The sequence below is a fragment of the Pseudomonas sp. R4-15 genome, assembly GCF_055768815.1.
The window spans coordinates 1,016,525-1,029,897 of record NZ_CM147293.1; the positions used below are offsets into that span (position 1 = coordinate 1,016,525).

The 13,373-nt window shown below is 66.9% G+C and carries 14 protein-coding genes; 4 read left to right on the forward strand and 10 right to left on the reverse strand.

Annotated features, from left to right (window positions below):
• Position 1: 1 nt before the first annotated feature.
• The 7 genes from ACYRGX_RS04855 to ACYRGX_RS04885 form a co-directional block, all read right to left on the reverse strand.
• A complete protein-coding gene (locus tag ACYRGX_RS04855; RefSeq protein WP_473055485.1) occupies positions 2–1,297 on the reverse strand; it encodes an NAD(P)/FAD-dependent oxidoreductase in 1,296 nt (431 codons plus the stop codon).
• A gap of 10 nt (positions 1,298–1,307) precedes the next feature.
• Positions 1,308–2,039, reverse strand: coding sequence for an amino acid ABC transporter ATP-binding protein (locus tag ACYRGX_RS04860; protein ID WP_473055486.1), 732 nt, complete (start codon positions 2,037–2,039; stop codon positions 1,308–1,310).
• The gene (locus ACYRGX_RS04865) at positions 2,036–2,686 is read right to left on the reverse strand and encodes an amino acid ABC transporter permease (RefSeq protein WP_473055487.1); all 651 of its coding nucleotides are present in this window, start codon (positions 2,684–2,686) and stop codon (positions 2,036–2,038) included. The genes ACYRGX_RS04860 and ACYRGX_RS04865 overlap by 4 nt, the downstream gene beginning before the upstream one ends.
• A 63-nt stretch (positions 2,687–2,749) precedes the next feature.
• Positions 2,750–3,496 (reverse strand): ABC transporter substrate-binding protein, encoded by a 747-nt coding sequence (locus ACYRGX_RS04870; RefSeq protein ID WP_473055488.1) that lies wholly within the window; start codon positions 3,494–3,496, stop codon positions 2,750–2,752.
• 34 nt (positions 3,497–3,530) lie between these two features.
• Positions 3,531–4,160 carry a helix-turn-helix domain-containing protein gene (locus tag ACYRGX_RS04875; protein WP_473055489.1) on the reverse strand — a complete coding sequence of 210 codons (630 nt, stop codon included), beginning with the start codon at positions 4,158–4,160 and terminating at the stop codon, positions 3,531–3,533.
• Positions 4,161–4,387: 227 nt separating this feature from the next.
• A complete protein-coding gene (locus ACYRGX_RS04880; RefSeq protein WP_473055490.1) occupies positions 4,388–5,005 on the reverse strand; it encodes a helix-turn-helix domain-containing protein in 618 nt (205 codons plus the stop codon).
• A 42-nt stretch (positions 5,006–5,047) separates the two neighbouring features.
• Positions 5,048–6,463 carry an FAD-binding oxidoreductase gene (locus tag ACYRGX_RS04885; protein ID WP_473055491.1) on the reverse strand — a complete coding sequence of 472 codons (1,416 nt, stop codon included), beginning with the start codon at positions 6,461–6,463 and terminating at the stop codon, positions 5,048–5,050.
• Between the two features lie 137 nt (positions 6,464–6,600).
• Here ACYRGX_RS04885 and ACYRGX_RS04890 point away from each other — a divergent pair, with 137 nt between their 5' ends.
• The 4 genes from ACYRGX_RS04890 to dapA are packed head-to-tail and all read left to right on the forward strand — an operon-like array spanning position 6,601 to position 11,568.
• A complete protein-coding gene (locus ACYRGX_RS04890) occupies positions 6,601–7,692 on the forward strand; it encodes an ABC transporter substrate-binding protein (RefSeq protein ID WP_473055492.1) in 1,092 nt (363 codons plus the stop codon).
• 20 nt (positions 7,693–7,712) lie between these two features.
• Positions 7,713–8,828 (forward strand): ABC transporter ATP-binding protein, encoded by a 1,116-nt coding sequence (locus ACYRGX_RS04895; RefSeq protein ID WP_473055493.1) that lies wholly within the window; start codon positions 7,713–7,715, stop codon positions 8,826–8,828.
• On the forward strand, positions 8,825–10,633 hold the full coding sequence (locus ACYRGX_RS04900) for an ABC transporter permease subunit (RefSeq protein WP_473055494.1): 1,809 nt from the start codon (positions 8,825–8,827) through the stop codon (positions 10,631–10,633). The genes ACYRGX_RS04895 and ACYRGX_RS04900 overlap by 4 nt, the downstream gene beginning before the upstream one ends.
• A gap of 32 nt (positions 10,634–10,665) precedes the next feature.
• On the forward strand, positions 10,666–11,568 hold the full coding sequence (gene dapA, locus ACYRGX_RS04905) for a 4-hydroxy-tetrahydrodipicolinate synthase (RefSeq protein ID WP_473055495.1): 903 nt from the start codon (positions 10,666–10,668) through the stop codon (positions 11,566–11,568).
• Positions 11,569–11,638: 70 nt separating this feature from the next.
• On the opposite strand, the gene ACYRGX_RS04910 is transcribed toward dapA, so the two are convergent.
• From ACYRGX_RS04910 to ACYRGX_RS04920, 3 genes are all read right to left on the reverse strand, one after another.
• The gene (locus ACYRGX_RS04910; RefSeq protein ID WP_473055496.1) at positions 11,639–11,890 is read right to left on the reverse strand and encodes a hypothetical protein; all 252 of its coding nucleotides are present in this window, start codon (positions 11,888–11,890) and stop codon (positions 11,639–11,641) included.
• Positions 11,891–11,968: 78 nt separating this feature from the next.
• Positions 11,969–12,895 carry an alpha/beta hydrolase gene (locus ACYRGX_RS04915; protein WP_473055497.1) on the reverse strand — a complete coding sequence of 309 codons (927 nt, stop codon included), beginning with the start codon at positions 12,893–12,895 and terminating at the stop codon, positions 11,969–11,971.
• Positions 12,892–13,371 carry a thioesterase family protein gene (locus ACYRGX_RS04920; protein ID WP_473055498.1) on the reverse strand — a complete coding sequence of 160 codons (480 nt, stop codon included), beginning with the start codon at positions 13,369–13,371 and terminating at the stop codon, positions 12,892–12,894. Before ACYRGX_RS04920 ends, ACYRGX_RS04915 begins: the two co-directional genes overlap by 4 nt.
• Positions 13,372–13,373 lie beyond the last annotated feature (2 nt).

Sequence of the window (13,373 nt, forward strand, 5' to 3'; positions counted from 1 at the left end):
GTCAGACGGCGCCGTCGGTCAGCCGATACCAGCCGATCACCGCCGACACGTAGAGCCGGCGCAGGCCATACAGCGGGAATGGGCGAATGCCGCTGAGCGGGACGGGCAGCGCGCTGCTCTCGCCGCTCACCAGGTAATCCGCCAGCGCTTGGCCCATGCGCGTTTGCAGGCCGACGCCGCGTCCCTGGCAGCCTATGTCGATGAGTATTCCCGGCGCCGGCTCGTGCAGGTGCGGGAGGTAGTCGCGGGTCACCGCCACGTGGCCGCACCAGCGGTACTCGAAGGGTATTCCCACGGTTTGGGGAAACAGCTTGTGTACCGCTCCTTCGAGGTGCGACCAGTGATCGATGCGTGACGGGTCCGGCTCCTGGAAGGTGCCGCGACCGCCGAGCAGCAGGCGACCGCTGTGGTCGATGCGGTAGTACAGCAGCAGGTTGCGCGCATCCGAGGACACATGCCCCTGGGGCAGGATGCTGTGCCGTACGGACTGCGGCAGCGGCGCGGTGGCGACCTGGAAGGAGTTGGCGTCGATCACCGTCTTGCGCAGGTCCGGCCAGAGGTCGTCGCTGTAGCCGTTGGTGCACAACAGCACGCGTTCGCAGTCGATCAGTCCGGCATCGCCCACCTTCACCTGCCAGCCGCGACCACCGCGCTGCAATGCGCTGACCCGGGAACGGGTGAAGATCCGCGCCCCGGCGTGGAGTGCCGCGCGGCCCAGCTCGCGGGTGTAGCTCAGCGGTTGCACGCCGCCGCCGCGGGGGTCGACCCAGCCGCCGAGGTACTTCTCGCTGCCGAGCAGTTCCGCCACCTGCTGGCGGTCGAGCAGGCGGGTCGGCACACCCTGCGTGGCCCAGTCGTTCGCTCGTTGCTCGGCCAACTGCAGCGCCTGGGCGTTGTGCGCGCCCTGGATCCAGCCCTGGCGCACCGTGGGCACCTGCATCTGGTGCTTCTCGATCAGATCGAAGACCGAATCGGCGGTCCCCGCGGCGAAGTCGATCATCGCCTGGCCGCGTTTCTCGCCGAAGCGCACCCGCAACTCGCTGGGGTCGAACTTGAGGCCGGGGATGACCTGCCCCCCATTGCGCCCGGAGCCGCCGAAACCCAGCTCCTCGGCTTCCAGCAGCACCACGTCGACGCCGCGTTCGGCCAGGTGCAGGGCGCTGCTCAGGCCACAGTAACCACCGCCGACGATGACCACGTCGGCCTGCAGGTGTTCGTTCAGGGTGCCGGTTGGCGGCGCATCGACAGCGGTGTCGGCCCACAGGGAGTGGCGTAGCGGGTAGTAGTCGCGGGACATCATCAGGCCCTTACATGGGATGCAGCACGCGGCGCAGGAAATCCTGGGTGCGTGGCTGCTGGGGATTGTTCAGGACGTCCTTGGCCGGTCCTTGCTCGACGATCACGCCGCCGTCGATGAACAGCACACGGTCGGCGACTTCGCCGGCAAATTGCATTTCGTGGGTCACCACGACCATGGTCAGGCCGCTTTCCGCCAGGCGCCGCATGACGTCGAGCACGTCGCCGACCAGCTCCGGATCGAGCGCCGAGGTGGGCTCGTCGAAGAGGATCGCCTTGGGCCGCATGGCCAGCGCGCGGGCAATCGCCACGCGTTGCTGCTGGCCACCGGAGAGTTCGTTGGGCCTGGCATCGGCCTTGGCCTCCAGGCCGACGCTGGCGAGCAACTCGCGGGCATGGGCGATGGCCTGCTTGCGGTTCTCGCGCTTCACGTGGACGGGCCCTTCGATGACGTTCTCCAGTACCGTGCGGTGGGGGAACAGGTTGAAGCGCTGGAACACCATGGCGACTTCCGTGCGGATCGCCTTGATGCTCTTGGAGCGGCGCTCGACCTTCTGCCCGTCGATCTCGATGCTGCCGTCCTGGTACTCCTCCAGGCCGTTGATGCAGCGCAGCAGGGTCGACTTGCCCGAACCCGAGGGGCCGATGATGCAGACCACTTCGCCCCGCTCGATGCGCGCGTCCACGCCCTTGATGACCTGGACGTCGCCGTAGGCCTTTTGCAACGCCTTGATTTCGATCATTTGCGCCCCCGCTTTTCGAAGTGTCGTACGAACAGGATCAGCGGTACGCACATCACCAGGTAGAGCAGTGCGACCAGGGTGAACACCGTGGCGTTCTGGAAGGTGGAGGTGGCGATCAGCTTGCCCTGCAAGGCCAGCTCGGCGACGGTGATGGTGGAGGCCTGGGAGGAGTCCTTGAGCATCATGATCATCAGGTTGCCGTAGGGCGGCAGGACGATGCGTAGCGCCTGGGGCAGGATCACCCGGCGCATGGTCATGCCCCAGCCCATGCCCATCGACTCGGCGGCCTCGGTCTGGCCGCGGTCGATCGCCTCGATGCCGGCGCGGAAGTTTTCCGCCTGGTAGGCCGAATAGGCGATGCCCAGGCCGATGATGGCGGCCTGCACGGCGCTCAGTGAGAGGCCCAGGTCCGGCATGACGAAGTAGATGTAGAACAGCAGCACGATGATCGGAATGCCGCGCAGCAGGTTGATCAGCGAGGCACTGATCCACACCAGCAGCGGCACGCCGGATACGCGCATGCCGGCCCAGACCAGGCCGAGCAGGGTGGACAGGATCAGCGATCCCAGGGTCACCTGGATCGTCAGCCAGGCACCTTGCAGCAAGATCGGCAGGTATTCGGCGGAACGTTGCAGAAACTCGGACATGAACACCTTCTCGGGCGAGCCGACGCGACCCGGTGGGCGCGTCGGCGGAGCGGGCGGACGGCCTCAGAGGCCCCATTTGTGGATGATGCCGTCGAGGGTGCCGTCGGCCTTGAGGGTGGCCAGCGCGGCGTTGACCCGTGCCAGCAGCTGCGGATTGCTCTTGTCGGTGGCCATGCCGATGCTGTTGACCATGGTCGGCTTGAAGCTATGCACCAGGCGCAGGCCGGGCATGGTCTTCTGGCCGATGGCATAGGCAGCGATGGGGTAGTCGAGGATCGCGCCGTCGACGCGTCCGGCGCTGGTATCGCGGAGCATGTCGGCGGTGGTTTCGTAGAGCTTCACATCGCTGAACAGGCCGCTGTTCTGTACCGGTGCGACGAACGCCGTGCCGACCTGCACGCCAATGCGCTTGCCCTTGAGGTCCGCCAGTTGGGTGTAGTCATGGGTGTCGCCGGAGGGCACAACCAGGCCTTCGCCGTAGCTGTAGACCGGCTCTGAGAAGTCCACCACCTTCTTGCGCTCGTCGGTGATGAACATCGCCGCGGAGATCATGTCGACGCGCTTGGCCTTGAGCGAGCCGATCAGCGAGGAGAACTGCATCGGTTCGATCTGCACCTCGAAGCCGGCCTGCTTGCCGACCGCTTTGACGATGTCGACCATCACGCCTTCGATGCTGTTGGTCTTGGTGTCGAGAAAGGTGAACGGGCTGCCCGTGGGCGTCGAGGCGACTTTCACCGTTTCCGCCTGGGCGGCGCCGTTGGCCAGGGATAGCGCGGAAAACAGCGCGGCGATCATCAGCGTGCGTTTCATGATGCGGTTACCTCGTAGCAAGGGGAGTGTCGTATCAGACGGATTTCGGGGTGATGCCCCAGATGATGGTTGTTTGGCTTTCGCCGGGATTGCGCCAACGGCGAGGGGTGTCGCCGTCGTAGCAGAAGCTGTCTCCGGCACTCAGGCGTAGCAGGCGATCCTCGATGACCAGTTCCAACTGGCCCTCGACGAGATAGCCGACCTGGGTGCTGCGGCGGGTCGTGAACAGCGTGTCGCCGGTGGAGCCGCCAGGCTCGATCACCGCGCGATAGAGTTCGATGTCGCCTTGCACGCCGGGCGGGGTGAGGTTTTCCTTGCGGATGCGTTTGCTCTGCACCTCGATGCGCGGGTGCTGCCCGGCGCGTACCACGGTGCCGCCGGCTTCGGCCTCGGTGTGCTGGGCGTTGCGGATCAACTGCTCCATGGGCAGCTCCAGCTCGTGCGACAAGGCGCTCAGGGTGCGCAGCGAGAGCGAGCGCAGGCCCCGCTCGGCCTGGCTGAGCAGGCTCACCGAGATGCCGGCGGCCTGGGCCACGGCCTTCAGCGGCTTGCCCAGCTTCTTGCGGCGGTGGCGTAGCTGTTCGCCGAGCCAGATGTCGATGAACGTGTTGATGCGCTGTGCGCCGGGGTCTTTGTCAGCGCGGGGCGGTGAAACCTCGGTCATACCCGTTCCCATGTGAAAATTTTACAGATGTGTAAATTTCACAAGGCAAGACCTGGGCCAGAACTCCGGGGGCCGCGTGGATCGCTGCGTTGGGTGCGTGGGCGCGCGATCCGAGTGAACGGATGCCCGTTGCGGGGGCGTCATTGCAGGGCGCGATGCGCGCTCATGCACGCCTGTCGAGCACGCGGGGGCGCACGCCGGGCGCTGGCCAGTGTCGCGGGCGGGTGTCAGTCGGCGTAGACCCAGAGCACTTCGGCGTCCTCTTCGCCCTTGGAGGTCCACTTGTGCGGCGCCTTGGCGTCGTAATACAGGCTGTCGCCCGGATTCAGCGTCACCGGTGCATAGAGCTTGGAATGCACGATCAACTGGCCGGAGAGGACATAGACGAAGATTTCCCCCGGATGCACCGGCCATTCGCTGTAGTCGCCCAGCTCGCGCGCAGTGACCCGCGTCTTCAGCGGCAGCATGCGCTTGTGGGTCAGGTCGGTAGCCAGCCAGACGTTCTGGCAGGTGCGCGTGCTGACCTGCGGGCCGCCGGCATGGCGATTGATGCTGCGGCGGCCGATGGGAACGTCCTGGCCATTGTCGGAGAGCAGCGTCACCACGTCGATGCCGAAGCCCTTGGCGATCTTGCTCAGGCTGCTCAGGGTTGGCGACAGTTCGCCGCGTTCGATCTTCGACAGCGCCGAAAGCGACAGGCCGGTACGCTCACTGGTCTGCACCAGGGTCCATTTGTGCGCTTTGCGCAGGCGCTTGAGGCGCGCGCCGATGTCGATGTTGTCGGCGCCCACGAAGGCGTCCTCGTGGTCCGGCTGGGGCCTGTCGATGTCGAGATCTATGTCCATGGCAGATTGAACCTGAAATGAAGGGCTCTTGAGCGGTTGTGGTTAATCGAAGACCTTGCCCGGATTCATCAGGTTTTCCGGGTCCAGGGCGGCTTTGACGCGTTTCATCAGCTCGATCTGCTGGTCGCCCTTGGCGTTGAGCAGGCGCCGCTTGTTGGACTGGCCGATGCCGTGCTCGGCGCTGATGGTACCGTGCAGGGCCAGGGTTTCCTCGTCGACGATCTGGTTAATGCGCGCGGCGGCTTGCTTGAGGTCGGGGGCTGTATAGCGGGTCGGGTCGAGCATGTGAATCACGTGCAGGTTGCCGTCGCCGATGTGTCCGACCATCAGCATGCGGCCTTCGGGAAACTCCTCTGCCAGGCGCCGTTCGACCTGGCGAACGAAGGTGGCCTGGTGGCGCAGTGGCACCGCGGTGTCGTGGGTCACACCGTAACCGGCGCGCTTGTTTGCTTCCGAGACGCTGTGGCGAATGCCCCAGAGGGTCTCTTGCTGGGCCTGGGAGGAGGCCAGTACGGCGTCGTCGATCAGGCCGAGTTCCAGGGCTTCGCCCAGTTGTTGTTCGAGGGCGGCGCGCAGGTCGTAGTCGGCCAGTGTATCGCTGACCTCGATCAGCAGCGCCCAGGGCGCCGGCTCGGCGAATGGCCAGCTATGGCCCTCGGTGTACTGCAACACCGTCTCGACCTGCGCCCAGTTGATGATCTCGAACGATAGCAGGCGCTCGCCGAGCGAGCCGCGCAGCCGGCCGAGCAACGTGAGGGCCTGCTCGACGTCCCGCAGCGTCACCATCGCCAGCTCGCGCACGCGCGGGGCGGGGAACACCTTGATCGTCGCCGCGGTGATCACGCCCAGGGTGCCTTCGGCGCCGATGAACAGCTGCTTGAGGTCGTAGCCGGTGGTGTTCTTGCGCAGCGGCGTCAGCCAATCGCAGATGCTGCCATCGGCGAGCACGACCTCCAGGCCCAGCACCAGGTCGCGCATCGGCCCATATTTGATGACCGCGGTGCCGCCAGCATTGGTGGAGATGTTGCCGCCGATCTGGCAACTGCCCTCGGCGCCCAGGCTCATGGGCAGCACCTGGCCGCGCTCGGCGGCGTACTCCTGCAACGTTTGCAGTACGCAGCCGGCGTCCACCACCAGGCAGCCATCGACCTCGTCGAAGCTGCGGATGCGGTTCATGCGTCCCAGCCAGAGCACGATCGATTCGCCCCCGTTCGGCGTGGCCGCGCCACAGAGCCCGGTGTTGCCGCCTTGCGGCACCACGCGAATGCCGCGCTGGGTGCATAGCTGCAGCAGCGCCGAGACCTCCTCCGTGGAACCGGGACGGGCGACCAGACGGGCCTCGCCAACGTAGCGATCACGCCAGTCGTTGAGGAAACCGGCCATATCGGCGGGAGAGCTGAGCACATTTTCGGCACCGACGATATGCCCTACGGCTTCAATTAAATCGCTGTATTTCAAAGCTATTTCTCCCGTCGATAGAGACCGTGCAGAGCAGCGCGGCCGACATTTAGAAAAATAAGGCTTGCATGCACTAAAAGCGATAATTATCACTATAGGGGAATTTATGCACTACTGGAAAACTGGAGGAAAGGCTCATGTCCGACGTAAAGAAAGACTCAAGTTCCACCGACCAGACCCGACGCAAGGTGCTCAAAGGCATGGGCCTGGCGGGGATCGGCCTGGCGACCGCGCCCTATTTCATCGGCTCGGCACGCGCTGCCGAGAAACGCATCCTGGTGCGCGACGCCGGCGGCACCTGGACGCAGGGCTTCAAGGAAGCCTACTTCGATCCCTTCTTCCGCGAGACCGGCATCGAGGTGGTGGGCATTACCTCCGCCGCCGAGCCCACCGCGGAAATCCGCAGCATGGTGGAAACCGGCAACTACACCTGGGACATGGCCGGTGCCATGAGCCTGGCGGCGGTGAACCAACTGGCCGCCGCCCAACTGATCGAGCCGCACCGGCTGGAAAACGACCCGGTGGTGAAGACCATTCCCGCCGAGTACTGCAGCCCGTATGCCGTGGGGTCGGACATCTATGCCACCGCCCTGGGCTACAACACCGAGAAGGTGAAAGCGGTGCCGCAGTCCTGGGCGGACTTCTGGAACGTGGCCGACTTCCCCGGTCGTCGCGGCATGCGTCGTTATCCGTTCGATACCATCGAGCAGGCGCTGATGGCCGACGGTGTCGCGCCGAAGGACGTCTATCCGTGCGACTTCGAGCGGGCCTTCGCCTCCCTCGACAAGATCCGCGACGACATCTCCGCCTGGTGGACCTCCGGCGCCCAGGCGACGCAGATGTTCAGCAGCGGCGAGGTGGACATGATGCCGAGCTGGACCTCGCGCATCCTGGCGGCGCGCGATGCGGGCGCTCCCGTCGGGATTTCCTGGGGCCAGCACATCTGGGGCGTGGATGTCTGGACCATCCTCAAGGGCACACCGAAGGCGGACCTGTGCCGACGCTTCATCGCCTTCGCCTGCGATCCCAAGCGGCAGGCCAAGCTCACCGAGTTCGTGATGAACGGGCCGACCCAGGCCGAAGCCTTTTCCTACATTCCCGAGGAGCGCGCACGCGATCTGCCGACCCATCCGGACAACGTCAAGCGCGGGATCGGTATCGACAACGCCTTCTGGGCGCAGAACAAGGCTGAAGCACTCGACCTGTTCAACGAATGGGTCCTGGGTTGAAGCCAGGCCCGGGAGGCAGCATGACGGCAGTTCACACCCCTCACTCGCCGCGCACGGCGAAACTTCGCGTCGATGACGTGCACAAGCGCTTCGGTTCTTTCGTGGCGCTGGAGCCCACCAGTCTGGAGCTGCGCGAGGGCGAGTTCATGACGCTGCTCGGGCCTTCCGGATCGGGCAAGACCACGCTGCTGATGATGGTCGCGGGCCTGCTCGAGCCCGATGGCGGCAACATCTGGATCGACGACACGCTGGCCACCTATGCACCGCCCTATGTGCGTGACATCGGCATGGTGTTCCAGAGCTATGCGCTGTTTCCGCACATGACCATCGCCGAGAACATCGCCTTTCCGCTGCGCATGCGCCGGCGGCCGGCGGCGGAGATCAACCGGGCGGTGGCCGATGTCCTGGAACTGGTGCAGTTGCCGCACGTCGCGCAGCGTCTGCCCCGCGAGCTGTCCGGCGGGCAGCAGCAGCGCATTGCCCTGGCGCGCTGCATCGTCTACCAGCCGAGCATCATCCTCATGGACGAACCGCTGGGCGCGCTGGACAAGAAACTGCGCGACCAGTTGCAGATCGAGATCAAGCGCCTGCACCGGCAGTTGGGCACGACGATTCTCTACGTGACCCACGATCAGCAGGAAACCCTGACGATGTCCGACCGGGTGTGCCTGATGAACCATGGTCGCATCGAGCAACTGGGCACCCCCAACGACCTCTACTTCCGTCCGCGCACGGTGTTCGCCGCCGACTTCCTCGGCGAATCGAACATCCTTCCCGGTCGTGTCGTCGCCAGCGAGGCGGGCATGCTGCGGGTCGCCTGCGCCGAGTTGAACGGCGAGTTGCGCGTGCCGGGTAGCGCCGAGGGCGAGCTGAACTGGATGGTGCGTCCGGAGCGCATGCGCCTGGCCGATGCACCGGTAGACGGATTGAACGCGGTGCAGGGCGTGGTCGCCGACACCATCTTTACCGGCGGCGTGACCCGCTCGATCGTCAACACCGCCGGTGGCGGCAGCCTGAGTGTCGCCGGGCTGACCTTCGAGCAGGGCCTGCTGGTACAGCCGGGGCAGCCGGTGTGGGTGCTCTGGGAGCCGGGTGACACCGTGCTGCTGCCGCTCGAGCGCAAGGAGGCGGCATGACGGAGCAGATCGCCCTCGCGCAGAACGCCTTGTCGCAGGGGCGCCGCCCGCTGCGGCTGCGCCCGTGGATGCTGTTGTTGCCGGCGGTGGCTTTCCTGCTGGCGCTGATGGTCTATCCGGTGGCGGACTTCCTCGGCCTGAGCTTCGCCCATCGCGATGCGCTCTCGCTCTACAACTACGAGCGTCTGGTCTCCCGCGACGTCTACTGGCGGGTGCTGGGCATCACCTTGCAGTGCGCCGGCTGGACCACGCTGTTCGCCGTGCTGTTCGGCTATCCGGTGGCCTACCTGATCGCCACCAGTCATTCGCGGACGCGGGGCTGGCTGGTGTTCTGGCTGATGCTGCCGTTCTGGACCAGCTTCCTGGTGCGCACCTTCGCCTGGATCGCCCTGCTCGGACGCAACGGCCTGTTCAATCAGTGGCTGCAGGCGGTCGGCCTGCTCGATGCGCCGGCCGAGCTGCTCTACAACTTCGGCGCGGTGATGATCGGCATGCTGCACGCGCTGATGCCGTTGTGCGTGATCACCATGCTCTCGGTGCTGGACAACATCGACGGCAACCTTTCGCGGGCGTCGATGACCCTCGGCGCGCCGCCGGGCAGCACCTTCTGGCGGGTGTACTTTCCGCTGTCGCTGCCGGGCGTGGCCGCCGGTGGCCTGCTGGTGTTCATCACCGCGCTGGGCTTCTTCATCACCCCTGCATTGCTCGGCAGCCCGCGCGACATCCTGTTGCCGCAGTTGATCATCCAGCAGGTCCAGGAGCTGTTGAACTGGGGCTTCGCCGGCGCGCTGTCGATGTTGCTGCTGGTCGTGGTGCTGGTGGTGTTTCTGCTCTACGACCGCATCTTTGGCCTCTCGACCCTGGCGGGCGGCGAGCGCACCGCTCGGCGCAGCTCGCGCTTCGACTGGCTGGCGGCGAGCGGCAACCTGCTGCTGGCCGGCCTGGGCCGTACCAGCGACCTGCTGATCCGCTTGCTGTCGCCGCTGGCCGGACGCTCGGCGGCGCGCCCGAGGCATCGCATCGGCCGCTGGGCGCTCTGGGCGCTGGTGGCGCTGGTGCTGTTCTTCCTGGTGGCACCGGCGTTCATCATGCTGCCGATCTCCTTCACCACGACGCCGGTGCTGGACTGGCCGCCGCATGGCTTCAGCCTGGAGTGGTACCAGGGCTACCTGGAATCGCCGGCCTGGGTCGCGGCGACCCTGCGTTCGCTCCAGGTGGCGCTCCTCACCGCGCTGCTGTCGATGCTGCTCGGCCTGCCCGCCGCGTTCGGCCTGATGCGAGGGCTGCGGCGTGGCAACGCGCTGGTGCTGGCGTTCCTGCTGTCGCCGCTGATCGTGCCGCGCATCGTCGTTTCGGTGGCGCTGTTCTACCTGTTCTCCAAGCTGGCGCTGGTGGGCAGCGTCACCGGCCTGGTGCTGGGGCACACCATCCTGGCGATGCCCTACGTGGTGGTCAGCGTGATGGCGGTGCTGAAGAACTACGACCAGCGCTACGACAACGCCGCCTGGAGCCTCGGCGCCAACCGCTGGCGCACGCTCTGGCACGTGACCCTGCCGCTGCTGCGTGGCGGGCTGATGGCGGCCTTCCTGTTCGCCTTCGTGACCTCCTTCGACGAGCTGACCCTGTCGCTGTTCATCAGTGGCGGCCTGCAGTCGACGCTGCCCAAGCAGATGTGGGACAGCGCCATCCTGCAGGTGAACCCCATGCTCGCCGCCGTCTCCACGCTGCTGTTGCTGTTGGTCGCCGCCCTGTTGCTGCTCGCCAACCGGCTGGGTGGGCGTGACCGCGCGCGGCAGATCCGTTGATGACCTTTTGTACGACCGATAGGAACCCGAACATGTCCATCCCCCAGTTGAGCGGCATCCTTCCTCCCTTTCCTACGCCGATAAGCGCCTCGGGCGAGATCGACGAAGCCGCCCTGCGCCAGCTCGTCGAGCGGCAGATCGAGGCCGGTGTCGGCGGCCTGGTGCCGATCGGTGGCACCGGCGAATACACCGCGCTGTCGCCCGCCGATCGCGAGCGGGTGGTCGCGATCACTGTGGAGGTGGCGGCCGGGCGCGTGCCGGTGGTCGCCGGCATGGTTTCTCCGGGCTTTGCCGAGGCCGTCGAGGCCGGCCTGTCGTTCAAGCGTGCCGGCGCCGATGCGCTGCTGGCGATCACGCCCTTCTACGTCACGCCGACCCAGCAGGGCATTCGTGAGTACTTCCGGGCCTACCGCGCCGCGGTCGATCTGCCGATCCTGTTCTACGACATTCCCTACCGCACGCGGATCGTCACCGAGGCGCGGACCATCGCGCAGATGGAAGCCGACGGTTCGATCTTCGGCATGAAGGCGTGCAACACCGACATGGCGCACTTCAACCAGGTCGCCAGCCTGACCAGCGACGCCTTCCAGTTGCTCGCCGGGGAAGACACGCTGTTCCCGGCGCAGATGGCGCTCGGCGCGCGGGGCGGCATCCTCGCCTCGTCGCCACTGTTGCCCGGCTACTGGGTGGAGATGTACGAGACGCTCAAGGCGGGGCGCCTGGACGAGGGCATCGCCGCGCAGCGGCGCTTGCTGCCGTTGCTCGACGCGATCTTCGCGGAGGCCAATCCCGGCCCATTGAAAGCCGCGATGCAGATGCTCGGGTACGGTTGCGGCGAGGTGCTGGCGCCGCTGCAGGCACCGAGCGAGAGCACCCTGGAAAAACTGCGCACGGCGCTGGGCGAGCTACGTCTGACCGGCATCCTGCCGGCCTGAGGCGGGGCGTCGCCTGAGTGAGTCTCCCGGACGGCCCGCCGAGCGGCTGGGCGTCCGGGCGAGGCGGCGCTCAGCGCGGCGCGTTGGCCAGTGCCGGCAGCAACTGCCGGCTGATCGCCTCGCGCACCGCCGGCAGCAGGGTGGCGCCGCTGCGCAGGATGTCCTCGATCATCCGCCGCAACTGCTGCGCGCGCACGGCGTCGAGGCCGACCAGCACGCGCTCGCAGGCCTGCTCCGGCGTGGCTCCGGGGGGGATGGTGAAACCCAGCGCCAGCAACTGGTCGCGGAAGTCGTCCTGGTCGATCAGATCGGCATGCATCATTTCGGCGCGCTCCTGTTCATCGCTTTGCGCGATCCTCGTCGATGCCCGCGGGGCGAGACAAGTGCCCGTCGTCCGCGCCTACGCGCAGGTCGTTTTCTCGCGCAGCGCACGCAGCAGCGCATCGATCAGCGCTTCCACCTCGGTGCCGCCACGCGCCCGCAGGCAGCCGTGCAACAGGCCCGCGCCGCGATGTAGCTGGGCGCCGACGCCGTCTGCGCGCAGGCGTTCGACGTAGTGCAGGCCGTCGTCATGCAGGGGGTCGATCTCAGCGACTGCGACGAAGGCACTGGCGAGGTCGGAGAAGTCGCGTGCGGCCAGTGGCAGGGCCCGTGGGTCGCGGCGCGCGGCGGGGTCGGGCAGGTAGGCGTCGAGACAGGCGTACAGTTCGGAGAGGCTCAGCAGCGGCGCCTGGGAGTGGCGTCGCTGGCTGGCCGTGAGCGCATCGCCGAGCAGCGGATAGATCAGCGCCTGCACCCGCGGCTGGCTTTCGCCGGCCTGGCGCAGGGCCCGGCAGAGCGCCGCCGCGAGGTTGCCGCCGGCACTGTCGCCGGCTACCGCCAGGCGTTGCGGGTCGACCTCCGGCAGGCCGCCCTGGCGCAGCCAGCGCCAACTGGCGAGGGTGTCTTCGAGGGCGGCGGGGAACACCGCCTCCGGGGCCAGTCGGTAGTCCACCGAGAGCACCTGTAACCGGGCGCGTGCGGTGATCTCGCAGCAGATGTCATCGTGGGAATCCAGGTCGCCGAACATCCAGCCGCCGCCGTGCAGGTAGAGCACGGCGGGCCAGCCGTGCGGCGGAGGCGCGCCGCTCGGTCGATAGCCGCGCAGGGGCGGCAGCCCGGCGGGCAGTAGCTCCTGCACATGGATACCGGGCGGACGCGGCCGGGCGAAGGCCCGGTACATCCGCTGGTAGGCCGCGCGCTGTTGTTCGAGCGCGGGGCTATCGCTGGCGAAGGCCTGGCTGCGCGCGGCGAACGCGGCCATCTCTGGCGACAGTGGCGTGCTCACCCGCGACGTTCTGGCAGGCCGATGCGCCGGCCGACGTACTCCGGCGCAGGCAATGGCGCCTGGGCCTCGGCCTGCGCGGCCACCCGCTGCGCCACTTCGGCGGTGAACGGCGCCGCCTTGGGGCCGGCCAGGTCGACGTGCAGCAGCATCTGCTCGCTGGCGGCGAGCAGGGTATCTTCGCCGACCGGGTACAGCCCGTGGTAGATGTGCAGGCGCTTGGCATCATGCGCGAGCAGTTGCGTGCGTACTTCCACGTCGCGCTCGGCGTGCACTTCCTGCAGGTAGTTCAGGTGCACCTCCAGGGTGAACAGCGAGTGGCCGGCGCGGCTCCGCGCATCGGTGCTCAGGCCGAGGTGCTCCATCAGACCGTCGCTGGCGAAGCTGAAGATCAGCAGGTAGTAGGCGTCGCGCAGGTGGCCGTTGTAATCGGTCCAGTCGGCGTGCACCGGACCGCTGTAGGTTTTCAGGGCGCTCATGC